General features: G+C 63.0%; 15 protein-coding genes. 9 read left to right on the forward strand and 6 right to left on the reverse strand.

What is annotated here, in order from left to right:
- The first annotated feature begins 4 nt into the window (after window positions 1–4).
- The 4 genes from QMX89_RS03175 to lpxC all read left to right on the forward strand — a co-directional run bounded on the left by QMX89_RS03175 (window position 5) and on the right by lpxC (window position 4,415).
- Window positions 5–874, forward strand: coding sequence for a cell division protein FtsQ/DivIB (locus QMX89_RS03175; RefSeq protein WP_122741485.1), 870 nt, complete (start codon window positions 5–7; stop codon window positions 872–874).
- Window positions 875–888: 14 nt separating this feature from the next.
- Entirely contained in the window at window positions 889–2,145 is a 1,257-nt protein-coding gene (gene ftsA, locus QMX89_RS03180; RefSeq protein WP_043186854.1) for a cell division protein FtsA, read from the forward strand.
- Window positions 2,146–2,197: 52 nt separating this feature from the next.
- Window positions 2,198–3,391 carry a cell division protein FtsZ gene (gene ftsZ, locus QMX89_RS03185; protein ID WP_122741486.1) on the forward strand — a complete coding sequence of 398 codons (1,194 nt, stop codon included), beginning with the start codon at window positions 2,198–2,200 and terminating at the stop codon, window positions 3,389–3,391.
- Window positions 3,392–3,503: 112 nt separating this feature from the next.
- On the forward strand, window positions 3,504–4,415 hold the full coding sequence (gene lpxC, locus QMX89_RS03190; protein ID WP_049860626.1) for a UDP-3-O-acyl-N-acetylglucosamine deacetylase: 912 nt from the start codon (window positions 3,504–3,506) through the stop codon (window positions 4,413–4,415).
- A gap of 110 nt (window positions 4,416–4,525) precedes the next feature.
- Here the strand turns inward: lpxC and QMX89_RS03195 are convergent, their stop codons facing one another.
- Complete coding sequence (locus QMX89_RS03195; protein ID WP_049860627.1) at window positions 4,526–4,981, reverse strand: DciA family protein; 456 nt, start codon at window positions 4,979–4,981, stop codon at window positions 4,526–4,528.
- Between the two features lie 308 nt (window positions 4,982–5,289).
- On the opposite strand from QMX89_RS03195, the gene secA reads away from it, so the two are divergent.
- From secA to QMX89_RS03210, 3 genes are all read left to right on the forward strand, one after another.
- Window positions 5,290–8,031, forward strand: coding sequence for a preprotein translocase subunit SecA (gene secA, locus QMX89_RS03200; protein ID WP_090356544.1), 2,742 nt, complete (start codon window positions 5,290–5,292; stop codon window positions 8,029–8,031).
- A 144-nt stretch (window positions 8,032–8,175) separates the two neighbouring features.
- Window positions 8,176–9,393 carry a bifunctional glutamate N-acetyltransferase/amino-acid acetyltransferase ArgJ gene (argJ, locus tag QMX89_RS03205; protein ID WP_282346788.1) on the forward strand — a complete coding sequence of 406 codons (1,218 nt, stop codon included), beginning with the start codon at window positions 8,176–8,178 and terminating at the stop codon, window positions 9,391–9,393.
- 68 nt (window positions 9,394–9,461) lie between these two features.
- Window positions 9,462–10,403 (forward strand): Nudix family hydrolase, encoded by a 942-nt coding sequence (locus QMX89_RS03210; RefSeq protein ID WP_282346789.1) that lies wholly within the window; start codon window positions 9,462–9,464, stop codon window positions 10,401–10,403.
- 42 nt (window positions 10,404–10,445) lie between these two features.
- Here QMX89_RS03210 and QMX89_RS03215 read toward each other — a convergent pair whose 3' ends face one another.
- The 3 genes from QMX89_RS03215 to QMX89_RS03225 form a co-directional block, all read right to left on the reverse strand.
- Complete coding sequence (locus tag QMX89_RS03215) at window positions 10,446–11,015, reverse strand: cob(I)yrinic acid a,c-diamide adenosyltransferase (protein WP_282346791.1); 570 nt, start codon at window positions 11,013–11,015, stop codon at window positions 10,446–10,448.
- A gap of 2 nt (window positions 11,016–11,017) precedes the next feature.
- On the reverse strand, window positions 11,018–13,033 hold the full coding sequence (locus QMX89_RS03220; RefSeq protein WP_049860632.1) for an ATP-binding protein: 2,016 nt from the start codon (window positions 13,031–13,033) through the stop codon (window positions 11,018–11,020).
- A gap of 105 nt (window positions 13,034–13,138) precedes the next feature.
- Window positions 13,139–14,050 (reverse strand): putative 2-dehydropantoate 2-reductase, encoded by a 912-nt coding sequence (locus tag QMX89_RS03225; RefSeq protein WP_282346938.1) that lies wholly within the window; start codon window positions 14,048–14,050, stop codon window positions 13,139–13,141.
- A 203-nt stretch (window positions 14,051–14,253) separates the two neighbouring features.
- Here QMX89_RS03225 and QMX89_RS03230 point away from each other — a divergent pair, with 203 nt between their 5' ends.
- On the forward strand, window positions 14,254–14,733 hold the full coding sequence (locus QMX89_RS03230; protein ID WP_049860634.1) for a YajQ family cyclic di-GMP-binding protein: 480 nt from the start codon (window positions 14,254–14,256) through the stop codon (window positions 14,731–14,733).
- A gap of 100 nt (window positions 14,734–14,833) precedes the next feature.
- Window positions 14,834–15,682 (forward strand): mechanosensitive ion channel family protein, encoded by an 849-nt coding sequence (locus QMX89_RS03235; protein WP_049860635.1) that lies wholly within the window; start codon window positions 14,834–14,836, stop codon window positions 15,680–15,682.
- A gap of 56 nt (window positions 15,683–15,738) precedes the next feature.
- On the opposite strand, the gene QMX89_RS03240 is transcribed toward QMX89_RS03235, so the two are convergent.
- A complete protein-coding gene (locus QMX89_RS03240; RefSeq protein WP_056845062.1) occupies window positions 15,739–17,277 on the reverse strand; it encodes an AmpG family muropeptide MFS transporter in 1,539 nt (512 codons plus the stop codon).
- 41 nt (window positions 17,278–17,318) lie between these two features.
- Complete coding sequence (locus QMX89_RS03245) at window positions 17,319–17,687, reverse strand: MGMT family protein (protein ID WP_056845063.1); 369 nt, start codon at window positions 17,685–17,687, stop codon at window positions 17,319–17,321.
- Between the last annotated feature and the right edge of the window lie 28 nt (window positions 17,688–17,715).

A 17,715-nucleotide genomic window follows, 5' to 3' on the forward strand; every position in this document is an offset into this window, starting at 1 on the left:
GACCATGCACGGCCCAATGATTCGCCATCAGTCACCTGCCATCGGTCGCAACAAGCCGGTGCCGCGGGGTGCAAGCCGCATGGTGGCCAAGGAGCCACTGTCGGTGCGTCTGCCCAAGGCCAACTTCAGTATCTTCAAGAAGCTGATGTGGCCGGTGCTGCTGGTGGGTCTGGGTTTTGGCACCTATGAAGGCGCCCAGTACCTGATGCCCTACGCCGACCGCCCGATCACCAAGGTGTCGGTGCAGGGCGACCTGGCCTACATCAACCAGCAGTCGGTGCAGGAGCGTATCCAGCCTTACGTCGGCAGCACGTTCTTCAGCATCGACCTGACCCGCATGCGCACCGAGCTGGAGACCATGCCCTGGATCGCCCACGCTGAAGTGCGCCGGGTGTGGCCCGACCAGGTGGTGATTCGCCTGGAAGAGCAACTGCCGGTCGCGCGCTGGGGCAACGAGTCACTGCTCAACAACCAGGGCCAGGCGTTCGCGCCTCGCGAACTGGGCAACTACGAACACTTGCCGCAGTTGTTCGGCCCGGCACGGGCCCAACAGCAGGTGATGCAGCAATACCAGGTGCTGAGTCAGATGTTGCGTCCGCTGGGCTATTCGGTAGCCCGGCTGGAACTGACCGAACGCGGCAGCTGGTTTCTCACCACAGGCGCAGGAAGCGCCGGCCCAGGCATCGAGCTGTTGCTGGGACGTGACCACTTGATGGAAAAAATGCGCCGCTTTATCGCCATTTACGACAAGACACTCAAAGACCAGATCACGAATATCGCGCGTATCGACCTGCGTTATGCCAACGGCCTGGCCGTGGGCTGGCGTGAACCGAGCGCCCCGACGGCGGACAAGCCCGCCGTCGCGAAGAATTGACAAGAGGCAGGACCATGGCAAACGTGCAAAGCGGCAAAATGATCGTCGGGCTGGACATCGGTACCTCCAAGGTGGTGGCGCTGGTGGGCGAAGTCGCGGCCGACGGTACGCTGGACATCGTGGGGATCGGCACCCATCCCTCGCGCGGCCTGAAGAAGGGCGTGGTGGTGAACATCGAGTCGACCGTGGCGTCGATCCAGCGTGCGGTCGAAGAAGCCCAGCTGATGGCCGGTTGCCGCATTCACTCGGCGTTCGTCGGCGTTGCCGGTAACCACATTCGCAGCCTGAACTCCCACGGGATCGTGGCCATTCGCGACCGTGAGGTCAGCACGGCTGACCTGGAACGCGTTCTGGACGCGGCCCAGGCCGTGGCGATCCCGGCCGACCAGCGCGTCCTGCACACCCTGCCGCAGGATTACGTGATCGACAACCAGGAAGGCGTGCGCGAGCCCCTGGGCATGTCCGGCGTGCGTCTGGAAGCCAAGGTTCACGTGGTGACCTGCGCCGTCAACGCGGCTCAGAACATCGAGAAGTGCGTTCGTCGCTGCGGCCTGGAAATCGACGACATCATCCTCGAGCAGTTGGCCTCGGCCTACTCGGTGCTGACCGATGACGAGAAAGAACTGGGCGTGTGCCTGGTCGACATCGGCGGCGGTACCACGGATATCGCCATCTTCACCGAAGGCGCCATCCGTCACACCGCAGTCATCCCCATTGCGGGCGACCAGGTCACCAACGACATCGCCATGGCCCTGCGGACCCCCACGCAGTACGCCGAAGAGATCAAGATCCGTTACGCCTGCGCCCTGGCCAAGCTGGCCGGTGCCGGCGAAACCATCAAGGTGCCCAGTGTCGGCGACCGTCCGCCGCGCGAGCTGTCGCGCCAGGCGCTGGCCGAAGTCGTCGAGCCACGCTACGACGAACTGTTCACCCTGATCCAGGCCGAGCTGCGTCGCAGCGGCTACGAAGACCTCATCCCGGCCGGCATCGTGCTGACCGGTGGTACGGCAAAAATGGAAGGCGCGGTCGAGCTGGCCGAAGAAATCTTCCACATGCCGGTGCGCCTGGGCGTGCCGCATAGCGTACGGGGGCTGAGTGACGTCATCAGCAACCCGATCTATTCCACCGGCGTGGGCCTGCTGATGTACGGCCTGCAAAAGCAATCCGATGGCTTGAACCTGTCAGGCATCAGCAACAGCAGCAGTTATAGCGATGACACCAAGGCTCCGGTGCTGGAACGGCTGAAGCGTTGGGTGCAAGGCAATTTCTGATTCAAAACGGCAGTAGCGGTAGGCGCACACAAATAGAGAAAGGAGAGGGCACATGTTCGAACTCGTAGACAACATCCCGCAAAGCCCGGTAATCAAAGTTATCGGTGTCGGCGGTGGCGGCGGCAACGCCGTCAACCACATGGTCAAGAGCAACATCGAAGGCGTTGAATTCATCTGCGCCAACACCGATGCTCAGGCACTCAAGAACATCGGCGCACGCACGATCCTGCAACTGGGTACCGGCGTCACCAAGGGCCTGGGCGCTGGCGCCAACCCCGAAGTCGGCCGTCAGGCCGCGATGGAAGACCGCGAGCGCATCGCCGAAGTGCTGCAAGGCACCAACATGGTCTTCATCACCACCGGCATGGGCGGCGGTACCGGTACCGGTGCTGCACCGATCATCGCCGAAGTGGCCAAGGAAATGGGCATCCTGACCGTTGCGGTCGTGACCCGTCCGTTCCCCTTCGAAGGCCGCAAGCGCATGCAGATCGCCGATGAAGGCATCCGCATGCTGTCCGAAAGCGTCGACTCGTTGATCACCATTCCCAACGAGAAGCTGCTGACCATCCTGGGCAAGGACGCCAGCCTGCTGTCGGCGTTCGCCAAGGCTGACGACGTGCTGGCTGGTGCCGTTCGCGGTATCTCCGACATCATCAAGCGTCCGGGCATGATCAACGTCGACTTCGCCGACGTGCGTACCGTGATGAGCGAAATGGGCATGGCGATGATGGGTACCGGCTGCGCCAGCGGTCCGAACCGCGCGCGCGAGGCCACCGAAGCGGCCATTCGCAACCCGCTGCTCGAAGACGTCAACCTGCAGGGCGCTCGCGGCATCCTGGTCAACATCACCGCAGGTCCCGACCTGTCGCTGGGTGAATACTCCGACGTGGGTAGCATCATCGAAGCGTTCGCCTCCGACCACGCGATGGTCAAGGTCGGTACCGTGATCGATCCGGACATGCGCGACGAACTGCACGTTACCGTCGTGGCCACCGGCCTGGGCGCGAAGATCGAGAAGCCTGTGAAGGTCATCGACAACACCATGCAGACCGCAGCGCAGACGCCTCCACCTTCGCAGCAGCCTGCTCGTCAGGACGCTCCATCGGTGAACTACCGCGACCTGGATCGCCCGACCGTGATGCGCAACCAGGCGCACGCCGGGACGGCCGCTGCGGCCAAGCTGAACCCTCAGGATGATCTGGATTATCTGGACATCCCGGCCTTCCTGCGTCGTCAGGCCGATTGATGCAATTTATCAGGGGTATTAGGGTGATTGGTGTTCAGCAAAGGTTCGGTCTGCTATCATCGCCAGCCTTTGTTGATACCAGTTCGCAATTTGCGCTGAAGCGGCCAATGCCATGATTAAACAACGCACCCTGAAGAATATTATCCGTGCCACAGGCGTCGGCTTGCACTCCGGTGAGAAGGTCTACCTGACCTTGAAGCCCGCGCCCGTGGATACCGGCATCGTGTTCTGCCGTGTCGACCTCGATCCGGTCGTGCAGATTCCTGCGCGCGCCCACAATGTCGGCGCCACCACGATGTCCACCACTTTGGTCAATGGCGATGTCAAGGTCGATACCGTAGAGCATCTACTGTCGGCCATGGCGGGCCTGGGAATCGATAACGCCTACGTCGAGCTCTCCGCGTCCGAAGTGCCGATCATGGATGGCAGTGCCGGACCCTTCGTATTCCTGATTCAATCGGCTGGCCTGGAAGAACAGGACGCGCCGAAGAAATTCATCCGGATCCTGCGTGAAGTGACAGTGACGGAGGGCGACAAGCGCGCCACCTTCCTGCCTTTCGAAGGGTTCAAGGTGAGCTTCGAAATAGATTTCGATCATCCTGTCTTCAAGGATCGCACCCAGACCGCCAGCGTCGACTTTTCCAGCACGTCCTTCGTGAAGGAAGTCAGTCGGGCGCGCACGTTCGGCTTCATGAGCGACCTTGAATACCTGCGCAAGCACAATCGTGCACTGGGCGGCAGCGTTGAAAACGCTATCGTGGTGGACGAGGCAGGCGTCATGAATGAGGACGGTCTTCGCTACGAAGACGAATTCGTCAAACACAAGATTCTCGATGCAATCGGCGATCTCTATCAGCTGGGTAACAGCCTGATTGGCGAATTCCGTGGCTACAAGTCGGGCCACGCACTGAACAACCAGCTTCTTCGTCGTCTGCTCGAGCAGGATGACGCCTGGGAAGTGGTTACGTTCGAAGATGCCAGCACGGTACCGATCTCTTACATGCGGCCAGCTGCGTTGGGTTGATACAACCTCTCTTTTCTGGTTTCACATTTATAGGCCACCCATTGGGTGGCTTTTTTTTGGGTGTTGTTTTTTGGGGCGGGGCGGGAGGACGGCCGGGGCGTGGCGAGCGCTCAGCGTGGCCGCTTGGCGTGAGCTGCCAGACGTTCCAGCGCCGCGCGCAAATTGGGATCGCTGATGCCCTCGGCGGTCGCCTGGATGTTCTCGCCCGCGCTGATCGACAGGTCGATGCTGCGCGCGCCGGCCTTGCTCTGCACGGTGGGCGGCTGCACCTTGAACAGGATGCGCGTCAGGCTGCTGAATTCCTCCAGCGCCTGAAGATCGCGTTGCAGGCGCTTCTGCTGGTAGCGCAGGCGCGTGGCCCAGTGGCCGTCGGTGACGATCAGCAACAGGCTGCCCTCGCGCCACGAGGCGACGTAGCAATGCTCGCGCGCCGCCGGCTGCAGTTGGCTCTCGAACAGGCGCTGCAGATGCGACAGGCGCTGAGCCTGGCTGAACAAGGCCTTGAGCGGTTTGGCTTCGCGCAGCAGGACTGCCGGTGCCCGAGCGGGCAGGGGGCGAAAGACCATGGGGATACACCTGAAGTTACTGAGTCGGCATGTTAACAGAATCCCTCGCCCACACCGTTTCACATGGACGACACAGGCCAGCTCGCGGCGTTTGAATGGATGACATCTGCACCTTGCGGGTTGAAGTTGGCGAAAAAGCCCTTATTGTAAAGCCGCCCCATTACAACGCTGTGCCAGCATCGTGGACATCGCGCCACTTTCCTCTCCATCGTTTCCGGGTAGAATGCTCGTTCGCATGCGGCCATGAGGGCTGCACGGGCGACTCACGGGGCCGCCCTCCATCCCTATGTGTGGAAGATCCTGCCAATATGTTTGCGCCTTTGTTAAAGAAACTTTTTGGAAGCAAGAACGAGCGTGAAGTACGACGCATGCTCAAGACGGTACAAGCCGTCAATGCCTTCGAAGAGCAGATGGTGGCCCTTTCGGACGAGCAGCTGCGCGCCAAGACCGCAGAGTTCAAGGCCCGCCTGGCAAAAGGCGAGACCCTCGACCAGTTGCTGCCCGAAGCCTTCGCCGTCTGCCGCGAAGCCGGCAAGCGCGTCATGGGTATGCGGCACTTCGATGTCCAGCTGATCGGTGGCATCACCCTGCACGAAGGCATGATCGCCGAAATGCGCACCGGTGAAGGCAAGACCCTGGTAGCGACCCTGGGCGTGTACCTCAACGCACTGTCCGGCAAGGGCGTGCACGTGGTCACGGTCAACGACTACCTGGCGCGTCGCGATGCCAACTGGATGCGTCCGCTGTACGAATACCTGGGCCTTACCGTCGGCGTGGTCACGCCGTTCGCGCCGCCGGAAGAGAAGCGTCTGGCCTATGCCGCCGACATCACCTACGGCACCAACAACGAATTCGGTTTCGACTACCTGCGCGACAACATGGCGTTCAGCATGGAAGAGAAATTCCAGCGCGAGCTGAATTTCGCCGTGATCGACGAAGTCGACTCCATCCTGATCGACGAAGCCCGTACGCCGCTGATCATCTCCGGCCAGGCCGAAGACAGCTCCAAGCTGTACACCGAGATCAACCGCCTGATCCCGCAACTCGAGCAGCACATCGAGGAAGTCGAGGGCCAGGTCACCAAGGAAGGCCACTACAGCATCGACGAGAAGACCCGTCAGGTCGAACTCAACGAAGCCGGTCACCAGTACATCGAGGAAATGCTCACCCGCGCCGGCCTGCTGGCCGAGGGCGAGAGCCTCTACTCGGCGCACAACCTGGGCCTGCTGACCCACGTCTACGCCGGCCTGCGTGCGCACAAGCTGTTCAACCGCAACGTCGAGTACATCGTCCAGGACGGGCAGATCCTGCTGGTCGACGAGCACACCGGTCGCACCATGCCCGGCCGTCGCCTGTCCGAAGGCCTGCATCAGGCTATCGAGGCCAAGGAAAACCTGAACATCCAGGCCGAGAGCCAGACCCTCGCCTCGACCACGTTCCAGAACTACTTCCGCCTGTACAACAAGCTCTCGGGCATGACCGGTACGGCCGACACCGAAGCGTTCGAGTTCGCCCAGATCTACCAGCTCAACGTGATGGTGATCCCGCCGAACAAGCCGCTGGCGCGCAAGGACTTCAACGACCTGGTCTATCTGACTGCGGACGAGAAGTACGCCGCCATCGTTACCGACATCAAGGAAAGCATGGCCCAGGGCCGTCCGGTGCTGGTCGGTACTGCAACCATCGAAACCTCCGAGCACATGTCGCGCCTGCTCAACCAGGAAGGCATCGAGCACAAGGTGCTCAACGCTAAGTTCCACGAGAAGGAGGCGGAGATCATTGCTCAGGCCGGTCGTCCCGGCGCGCTGACCATCGCCACCAACATGGCCGGTCGCGGTACCGACATCCTGCTGGGCGGCAACTGGGAAGTCGAAGTCGCCTCCCTGGAAAACCCGACCGAAGAGCAGATCGCACAGATCAAGGCCGACTGGCAGAAGCGTCATCAGCAGGTGCTCGAATCCGGTGGTCTGCACGTCATCGCTTCCGAGCGTCACGAGTCGCGCCGTATCGACAACCAGCTGCGTGGCCGTGCCGGTCGTCAGGGTGACGCCGGTTCCAGCCGCTTCTACCTGTCGCTGGAAGACAGCCTGATGCGCATCTTCGCCTCCGACCGGGTGAAGAACTTCATGAAGGCGCTGGGCATGCAGTCCGGCGAAGCCATCGAGCATCGCATGGTCACCAACGCGATCGAAAAGGCCCAGCGCAAGGTCGAAGGCCGCAACTTCGACATCCGCAAGCAATTGCTGGAGTTCGACGACGTCGCCAACGAGCAGCGCAAGGTCATCTACCACATGCGCAACAGCCTGCTGGCGTCCGACAATGTCGGTGACACCATTGCCGACTTCCGCCAGGAAGTCCTTGGTCAGCTGTTCTCCCAGCACATTCCGCCACAGTCGCTGCCCGAGCAGTGGGATGTTCCAGGCCTGGAAGCGGCCTTGCAGACCGATTTCGGCGTGAGCCTGCCGATCCAGCAGTGGCTGGATGCGGACGACAAGCTGTACGAGGAGACCCTGCGCGAGAAGGTCATGGTCGAGTTGCTGGCGGCCTACACCGAGAAGGAAGATCAGGCCAGCGCCGATGCCCTGCGCACCTTCGAGAAGCAGATCCTGCTGCGCGTTCTCGATGACCTGTGGAAAGATCACCTGTCGACCATGGACCACCTGCGCCACGGTATTCACCTGCGCGGCTACGCCCAGAAGAACCCGAAGCAGGAGTACAAGCGCGAGTCGTTCAGCCTGTTCCAGGAGCTGCTCGATTCGATCAAGCGCGACACCATCCGTGTGCTGTCGCATGTGCAGGTGCGCCGCGAAGATCCGGTCGAGGAAGAAGCGCGTCTGCGTCGCGATGCCGAGGAATTGGCGGCGCGCATGCAGTTCGAACACGCTCCGGCGCCTGGCCTGGATCAGCCCGAAGTGTTGGCCGAAGACGCCGAAGTCGTTGCCGCCACCGTGTCGGAGCCAGTGCGCAATGACCAGAAGCTGGGCCGCAACGAGTTGTGCTGGTGCGGTTCGGGCAAGAAATTCAAGCATTGCCACGGCAAGATCGACTGATCGCGCTCCGACAGGCTTTTGCAGCAACATCGCGCCGCGACTGACGCTGGTTCCCGGGATGGGTGCCCGCGTACGGATCGCGGCGTTCGTCCCTCTACTGGCGGCGTCGACGATACGCCGCAGATTCCTCAAAGGAGTGCTCACATGGCTGTTGGTCTTGGTCCCTTGCCCACGCTGCATCCGGTTCCGGGTTTCGAGCTGGGCATCTCCAGCGCCGGTATCAAACGCCCCGGACGCAAGGACGTTGTGGTCATGCGTTGCGCCGAGGGTTCCAGCGTCGCCGGCGTGTTCACCCTGAATGCGTTCTGCGCGGCACCGGTCATTGTGTCCAAGCAGCGCGTGGGTGGCCCCGTGCGTTATCTGTTGACCAATACCGGCAACGCCAACGCCGGGACCGGCGAGCCGGGTCTGGCCGCGGCCGAGCGCACCACGGCGCGTCTGGCCGAACTGGCGGGCGTGGACGCCAGCGCCGTGCTGCCGTTCTCCACCGGCGTGATCGGCGAGCCACTGCCCGTCGAGAAGATCGAAGGGGCCTTGCAGGCCGCGCTCGATGATCTGTCGATCGACAACTGGGCGGCTGCGGCCACCGGCATCATGACCACGGACACTCTGCCCAAGGGCGCCAGTCGCCAGTTCCAGCACGAGGGCGTTACCGTCACCGTGACTGGTATCAGCAAAGGCGCCGGCATGATCCGCCCGAACATGGCGACCATGCTGGGCTACATCGCCACCGACGCCAAGGTCGCGCCGGGTGTGCTGCAGGATTTGCTGCGCGACGGTGCCAACAAGTCGTTCAACCGCATCACCATCGACGGCGACACCTCGACCAACGACTGCTGCATGCTGGTCGCCACCGGGCAGGCGGCCTTGCCGGAAATCAGCGAGGCCAGCGGGCCGCTGTTCGCAGCGCTCAAGCAGGCGGTTCTCGAGGTGTGCATGGAAGTGGCCCAGGCCATCGTGCGCGACGGCGAGGGGGCGACTAAGTTCGTCACGGTCCAGGTCAACGGCGGCGGCAACCACCAGGAGTGTCTGGACGTGGCCTACACAGTGGCCCACTCGCCGCTGATCAAGACGGCGCTGTTCGCTTCCGATCCGAACTGGGGGCGCATCTTGGCCGCTGTGGGCCGTGCCGGTGTGCCGGAGCTGGATGTCAGCAAGATCGACGTGTTCTTGGGCGATGTGTGCATCGCCAGCCATGGCGCCCGTGCCCCCAGCTACACCGAAGAACAGGGCTCGGCGGTGATGGCGCAGGAAGAGATCGGCATTCGGATCGAGCTGGGTCGCGGCGATTGCAGCGAGACCATCTGGACCACCGACCTGTCCCACGAGTACGTGAAGATCAACGCCGAATACCGCACCTGACTGGCGCGCCCGGCTGCGCCTTGCAGGGGCATCCGGGCACTGGCAGCTCAGCGCGGTCTGGAGATCGAGTGAAACGAATACATGTAGCCGCCGCGGTGATCCGTGGCGCGGATCAGCGCATTCTGATTGCCCGTCGCGGCGATACCCAGCACCAGGGCGGTCTGTGGGAGTTTCCCGGTGGCAAGGTCGAGCCCGGCGAGACGGTGCAGGCGGCGCTGGCCCGCGAGTTGCGCGAGGAGTTGGGGATCGAGGTCAGCCTGGCGCGGCCGTTGATCAAGGTGCATCACGACTACGCCGACAAGCAGGTCCTACTGGATGTCTGGGAAGTCACCGCGTTCACGGGTGAACCCCATGGTGTCGAAGGCCAGCCGTTGGCATGGGTCAAGGCGCGCGAGCTGCCGGGCTACGCGTTTCCCGAGGCCAATCGGCCAATCGTCGCAGCGGCCAGTCTGCCGGGCGAATACCTGATCACCCCGGACGGGCTGGACAACTCGACCCTGCTGCGCGGCATGCAGAAGGCGATCGCCGGTGGCATCAAGCTGCTGCAACTGCGCGCACCCAATGGCTACGATCCGCAGTACCGCGACCTGGCGGTGGATGCGGTCGGATTGTGTGCAGGCAAGGCCCAGTTGATGCTCAAGGGGCCATTGGAGTGGCTGGGCGATTTTCCTTCGGCCGGGTGGCACCTGACCTCGGCGCAGTTGCGCAAATACGCCAGCAAAGGCCGACCGTTCCCCGCCGAGCGTTGGCTGGCCGCGTCCTGTCACGATGCCGAAGAGCTAGCGTTGGCGCAGCAGATGGGTGTTGATTTCGTCACCCTGTCGCCCGTGCAACCGACCCTGACCCATCCCGATGCGCAGCCGCTGGGCTGGGATCAGGCACGTGGTTTGATCGAGGGCTTCAACCAGCCAGTGTTCCTGCTGGGCGGGCTGGGGCCGCAGGATCAGGCGAAAGCCTGGGAGACCGGTGCCCAAGGTGTCGCAGGCATCCGCGCTTTCTGGCCGTCCTGACAACCGCTCCGCGCACCCCTTGTAGCAGCGGCGCAAGCCGCGTCAGCGTTCACTCGATTTGGCTGGCTGCCAGAGAATCTCGGGAATACCCTCACGCCGAGCAATGATTCGCGCAGCCACGAACAGCAGATCGGACATCCGGTTGATGTACGCCAGGCTCACCGCCGATAACGGCTCCACCGCGTTGAGCTGCTGACAGCGACGCTCGGCTGTACGCGCTAGGCTGCGGCATACATGGGCCTGGGCAATCAGCAGCGAGCCTCCCGGCAGAATGAAATTTTCCAGCGGGCCCAGCTCGTCGTTCCAGGTATCGATGGCAGCCTCCAGGCGCTCTACCTCAGCTGCATCCAGCGCCTGATACGCAGGCATGGCCAACTCCCCACCCAGATCGAACAGCCGATGCTGACAGGGCGCGAGCACCTCGCTGACCTCGTTCAGCCGCGAATCGTCGGCCAGCCCCGCCAGCAGCACGCCCAACTGGCTGTTCAGGCTGTCGACTTCGCCGATGGCCTCCACGCGGGGATGGTCCTTGGGCACCCGACGGCCGTCGCCGAGCCCGGTTTCACCTTGGTCGCCGGTGCGCGTGTAAATCTTCGACAGGCGAAAGCCCATGCTCATATCTCCGTGGTGGTGAGGGGCAGCGGATTGCCGGCCAATGGCAGGCGCAGCGTGAAGCAGGTACCCTGGCCGGGGCTGGACTGCACTTCCATCTGGCCCTTGTGGTTGTTGGTGATGATGAAGTAGGACACCGACAGGCCCAGCCCGGTGCCCTGGCCGATCTCCTTGGTGGTGAAGAACGGTTCGAAGATGCGCTTGCGCACGCTCTCGGGCATCCCCACGCCGTTGTCCTCGACCTGGATTTCCGCCCATGGCGGGTTCAGTCGCGTGCGCAGGGTGATGCGTCCCGGTTCCTGTTCGTCGCTGCGTTGATGAATGGCCTGGGCGGCATTCTTCAGCAGGTTGAGCAGCACCTGCTCCAGTTCGTTGGCCGTGCCGGGCACCGGACCCAGCGCCGGGTCGAACTGGCGCACGATGTTCTGCCCCTTGAAGTCGAAGCCGATCGCCAGGTCGAAGTCGTTACCGGCGATTTCCACGGCTTGATCGATAAGCGCCGGCAGCTCGCAGGGCGCCATTTCCCGAGTGCTGCGGCGGCTGAAGCTGAGCATGTGGGTGACGATCTTCGCGGCCCGTGCGCCGGCCTGCTGGATGCCGTCGAGCAGCTGCGGAATTTCTCGTCCTTGCAGGTAGGCGTTCACCGCGGCCAGATCGATACCGGCGTCGCTGGCTTGTTCGAGGTTCTTCGGCAGGTCGGCCGAGAGGCGCCGCCTGACGTTCTGCACGTTGTGCAGGATCGCGCCCAGGGGGTTGTTGATCTCGTGGGCCATCCCCGCTGCGAGGCCGCCGACCGAAAGCATCTTTTCCGACTGCACCATCATTTCTTCCAGCGACAGGCGCTGGGTGATGTCGTCGATGCGAATCACCACCCCGCGGCCGGCACCGCCCATCAGCGGATAGAAGGTCAGCGCGTAATGGCGCGGCGTGTCGTCCTTGACCCAGGTCACCCGCTCGATCTTGGCCACCGTGTGTTGTTCCACGGTGGTCTTTAGTTGCGGCAGGAACGGCTTGAGTGGGGCGAACGCGAGAAAGATCGGTTGATTCAGCGCCTCGTCCAGCGGCGTGCCGGAAAGGGCGCTGGCCTCCTGGTTCCATTGGGTGACGTACAGTTGCTCGTCGAGGGCGATGAGTGCCGACGGCATGGAGTCGATGATGCTGTTGAGGTAGTTCTGGAAACCGGTGAGCTTCTTTTCGATCTTGCTGCGCACCTGGACTTCGAGTTCGAGCTTGCGGTTGGTGTGGCGGGTTTCCTCGGCCAGTCCCTGGGCCTGGTCGTAGGCCGCCTGAGACTCGTCGCGGGCTCGCTTGAGCTGCTGTTCGCGCGCCTCGATGCGCGAGAGCATGGTGTTGAAGGCTTCCGCCAGACTGCCGATCTCGTCATGGTTGCCGCGGCCTGCGCGCAGGGCGTAGTTCTCCTCGCGGGTGACCTGGCGCGACAGTTCTTCGAGGCGATAGATGGGCTGGGTGATCAGGCGCTTGATCTGCCGGGCGATGACCAGCCACAACAGCACGCTGAACACCAGGATGCCGAGGCTCGCAGTGAGGGTGCCGGTGTAGAACGCCACGGGCAGCTCGCTGCTGGCCACCAGCAACAGATGGCCGGCGTTGGGCAGTGGCACCAACTGGGTGCTGCGGAATTCGGTGGAACGCCAGCTTTCGATGCTGTCGAAGCGCGCGGGCATCTTCAATCGATCGCCGTGCTGCAACTGGGCCAGGCGCTCGCCCTGGGCATCGTAGATGGCGGCGGCGCGCAGTGGCGAATAGCCATTGAGTTCTTCGAGCAGGGCCTCGGCTTCCTGCGGCGAGCCCACCGCCCGCTGCGCGAGGCTGGGGTTGGCCAGCAGCCGGCCAATGGTTTGCAGGGCCTGGGGTGCCATGCTCTCCTGGGAGATCCAATAGGCCGCGCTGATGAACGTCAGGTTGGCGACCAGCAGCACGGTGGTCAACAGCACCAGCAGGGCGGCCAGCAGTTTCTGGCCAACCGGCAGGTTCTCGAGTCTCTGGCGCAGGGGCATGGGTGTGATCGCTTCCAAGGCAGTGCAGGGCAGAGCCGCAGTGTAGCAAAGTGTGCTGCAGGCACCGTGAGAGCGCTTATTGGCCGAGAAAGGAGCGACGCGGCTTCAGGGCTTGTGCAGGGCCTTGATCAGTCGTGCCTGCAATGTGTGTAGACCCGGCACCTCGCACTGCCGGTCGAGCGCTGCTGCGCAGGCGTAGCCCAGCAGGTAGTCGACCTCGGTTCGGCGACCCTGGTCGACGTCCTGATACATCGAAGAGTAGTTGGCAGCCGTCGCTTGGATGACCCTTAGCACCTCTTCATGCAGCCCGTCGGCGGCGTCTGCCTGGCCACACGCTCGCAGCAGTCGTGCCAGCTCGGCGCACAGCGCGGTCACTTCGTCAGGGTGATCGGCCAACGCCCCGTTGCGACAGCCATACAACACGGTCAGCGGATTGATCGCGCAGTTGAGGGCCAGCTTGCGCCACAGGCGCGATTCGATAGCGTCTGTCCACTGATGCGCGATGCCAGCCCGAGCCAGGTCGGCCAGCAGCGCCGTCGGAGCCTCTGCGCAGTTTGGGTCGGCATCACCCAGCCAGGTCAGTCCCTGCCCGGCGAAGACCGCCTGGAAGTCACCAGCGCGATAGGCCCCTTCGGTCGTCGAAGCATAGATGCAGCGTGTGTGCGGCAGCATCCGCGCTACCGCTTGCTGACTGCCCATGCCGTTCTGCAACAGGATCACTTCGGCGCCCGGCACCAGGCGCGCGGCGACACTGGCGACGGCCGCCTGCGCATCGTAAGCCTTGCACGCCAGCAGCAGACGCGTGATCGGTCCATCACCGGCGACGCTCGTGGCGGGCAGCAGGTGAACATGGGTCTGCGCGCCTTCGGTCAAGCTCAGCCCACCGGCCTGGAGGTACGCCTGCACCCGTGCGGCATCGCGCAGCAGCAGATGCACCGGCACACCGGCACGAGCCAGTCGGCACGCCCACAACACGCCCAGGCTGCCGACGCCCAGCACATGCCAGGTCCGATCCACTGGCTGCTCGGTCGCAGGATCATGGGTGGGGTGTTGCTCGCGCATCGCAGACTCGCTCGAAAAATGGATAACCCGCGCCTGAATTCAAGCCGCAGGTGGCCTTTCACAATGCCGGCTCCCTTATAATGAGCGGGCATTTCAATCGTCAAGCCAGGCGCGCTCCTTCTTCCAACGAGCCGCCGATCATTTTCCGGAGAAAACACATGCCCTCGTTCGACGTAGTGTCCGAGTTGGACAAGCACGAAGTCACCAACGCGGTCGACAACGCCATCAAGGAGCTGGATCGCCGTTACGACCTCAAAGGCAAAGGCAGCTTCGCCTTCAAGGACCTCACGGTCACCCTGACCGCCGAAGCCGAGTTCCAGCTCGAAGCCATGATCGAGATCCTCAAGATGGCCCTGGTCAAGCGCAAGATCGACGTGCAGTGCCTCGAGATCAAGGACGCCTATGCCTCGGGCAAGGAAATGAAGCAGGAAGCCGTGCTGCGCGAAGGCATCGAAAAGGAGCTGGCGAAGAAGATCGTCGCCCACGTCAAGGATGCCAAGCTCAAGGTGCAAGCGGCCATCCAGGGTGAGCAGGTGCGCATCACCGGCAAGAAGCGTGATGACCTGCAGGAGGCGATTGCCGCCCTGCGCGCCAAGGAATTCGGCATGCCCCTGCAGTTCAACAACTTCCGCGATTGATGAAACCTTGGGCTGCCCGAGGCGTCGGAGCAGGTGCCCCCGAGGGACGCGATCCCATGTGGTCGGGGGCATACGTGTATTACGGTGGTAGGAGAACCCCATGGATTTGAACGCAGAAGTCGATCATCTGGTAAAGGCTTCACAAGCCTGGATTCCGATGGTCATGCAATATGCCAGCAAGGTCGTCCTGGCGCTGGTGGTGCTGTGTGTAGGGTGGTGGCTGATCAACAGGGTCACCGCCAGCCTGCAGAAACTCTTGGCGTTGCGGCATATCGACCTGGCGTTGCAGCGTTTCATCGGCACCTTGGCCAACGTCGTTCTGAAGATTCTGCTGTTGGTCAGCGTCGCCTCGACCATCGGCATCGAAACCACGTCGTTCGTCGCCGCCATCGGTGGTGCGACCGTGGCCATCGGTCTGGCCCTGCAAGGCAGCCTGGCGAACTTCGCCGGCGGCGTGCTGATCCTGCTGTTTCGTCCTTTCCGTATTGGTGACTGGATCGAAGCTCAGGGTGTGAGCGGTACCGTCGACTCCATCCAGATCTTTCACACCGTATTGCGCACCGGCGACAACCGCACGGTGATCCTGCCCAACGGCAATCTGTCCAACGGCATCATCACCAACACCAACCGTCAGCCCACGCGCAAGATCACCTTCGACATCGGCGTGGACTACGACGCCGACCTGCAGAAGGCCCGCGAGATCCTGCTGGACCTGGCCAAGGACCCGCGCGTGTTGCAGACGCCGGCACCCGAGGCCGTGGTGGCCGCCCTGGGCGACAGCTCGATCACCGTGTCCCTGCGCATATGGGTGAACACCGGCGACTTCGGCGGAGTGACCAACATGCTCAACGGCGAGATTCGCGATCGCCTGCGCGCCGAGGGTATCGACATTCCGTTCCCGCAGCGGGTCATCCGCGTGATGCAGGAAGAAGCCAAGCAGCCAGGCTGAGCCGTCTTGCGAGGCGTAACGAAAAAGCCCCGGTCGTCATGGCCGGGGCTTTTTTGTCACGTCGCTTCTTCGTCGGGCCCCTCGCGGGCGATGCGCGCATTCTCCTGCTTCCAGTGCAGGGCGATCAGCAGCAGCGTCGGCACGCCGAGCAGGGCGGTGATCAGGAAGAAGTTGTGATAGCCGAACTTCTCGACCATGACCCCTGAATAACCACCGATCAGGCGCGGCAGCAGGAGCATGATCGAGCTCAGCAGCGCATATTGCGTGGCCGAGAACTTGAGGTTGGTCAGGCTCGACAGGTAGGCGACGAAGGCCGAGGTGGCCAGGCCGGAACTGAAATTGTCCAGCGAGATGGTCAAGACCAGCATCTTCAGGTTCGGCCCCATGTCGGCCAGCATCAGGAACAGCAAATTGGTCCCGGCCGAAGTGATGCCGCCGATGAACAGGATCGGCAGGATGCCGAAGCGCACGATCAGCAAGCCGCCGAAGCCGGCGCCGAGCAGGGTCATGATCAGGCCGAAGATCTTGCTGACGCTGGCGATCTGGTCCTTGGTGAAGCCCTGGTCGATGTAGAACACGTTGGCCATGACCCCCATGACCGTATCGGACATCCGATAGGTCGCGATCAGCCCCAGCAGCAGCAAGGCTTGCCAGCGGTAGCGCAGAATGAAGTCGTTGACCGGGGTCAGCACCGGCGCCAGCCCGCGGCGACCGACCGACGACAGGCACGCGGCGGTCAGAATGATGTAGAGCAGGGCACGCAGAAATGCCCGGTCTTCGAGCAGCAGGTCGATCAGGCTCTGGCTGCCGAACAGCACGCTGGCGAAATCGGTGTTGTACAGCTGGGTGAACATGGCCGGTACCGACACCAGCAGCACGATCAGCACGAACACCGACATCAATTGATGGCTGAAGCCATAGCGCGCCGCCGACAATTGCGTGCGCAGGGCCACTGGCGGTTCACGCATGACCAGGGTGGTGATCAGCGCTGGCACCATCAACAAGCCGAACAACAGATAGGTGTTGGCCCAGGCCTGATGCAGATAGGCGAATCCCGTGGAGCCGAAGCCTTCGGCGAAATACAGGGCACCGGCGGTGGCCAACAGCGCGGCCACACGGTAACCGGCCATGTAGCTGGCAGCGAGGGCGGCCTGGCGCTGATCTTCGGCGATCTCCAGGCGGTAGGCATCCACGGCGATGTCCTGGGTGGCCGAGGCGAAGGCGACCACGACGGCGATGGCGATCAACCACGACAGATGCTTTTGCGGATCGCAGAAACTCATGCCCACCAGACCGAGAATCACCAGTGCCTGTGCCAGCACCAGCCAGGAGCGCCGCCGCCCCAGCTTGCCGAGCAGCGGCAACCGCCATTGGTCGAGCAGCGGCGACCATACCCATTTGAAGGCATAGGCCAGACCGATGAGGCTGGCATAGCCGATGGTTTCACGGGCGACGCCTGCTTCACGCAACCACACCGAGAGGGTCGAGAACACCAGCATGTACGGCAGGCCGGCAGCGAAACCGAGCAGCAGAAGCACAACGGTGGAAGGGCTGGCATAAGCGGCGAGCGCGGCGCGCCAGGTTTTACGGGGCATGGGCTGGAATCTGCCTCAGTTTGCGAAACAAAGCGCGCACTCTAACCGCATGCTTGCTCTGGACGCCAGCCATGGCGTGCCATATCGACGCGATTCTTCATGATCAGTACGCCTTCGCTGCGCAGGCGCGCCCGTTGTTCGGCGCCGCTGGACGTTCCCGCCTCAAGGCTCAGCCGCCCGCCGGCGGCGACCACGCGATGCCAGGGCAGACGGGTGCCGTCCGGCAGTTGGCTCAAGGTTCGCCCGACCCAGCGCGCCGCGCGACCGAGCATGGCCAGTTCGGCGAGCTGCCCATAGGTCACGACTTTGCCTTCTGGCACTTGGGCCAGCACGGTGTAGAGCGCGGTGCGGCGAATGGCCGCGGCCTGATCGGGGTCATTCTGCAGTTGAGAATTGAACTCGTCTGTCATCTGGGTGTCTGTCCTTGCTCGGATCTAG

The organism is Pseudomonas sp. PS01301 (genome assembly GCF_029960215.1).
Taxonomy (GTDB): domain Bacteria; phylum Pseudomonadota; class Gammaproteobacteria; order Pseudomonadales; family Pseudomonadaceae; genus Aquipseudomonas; species Aquipseudomonas coleopterorum.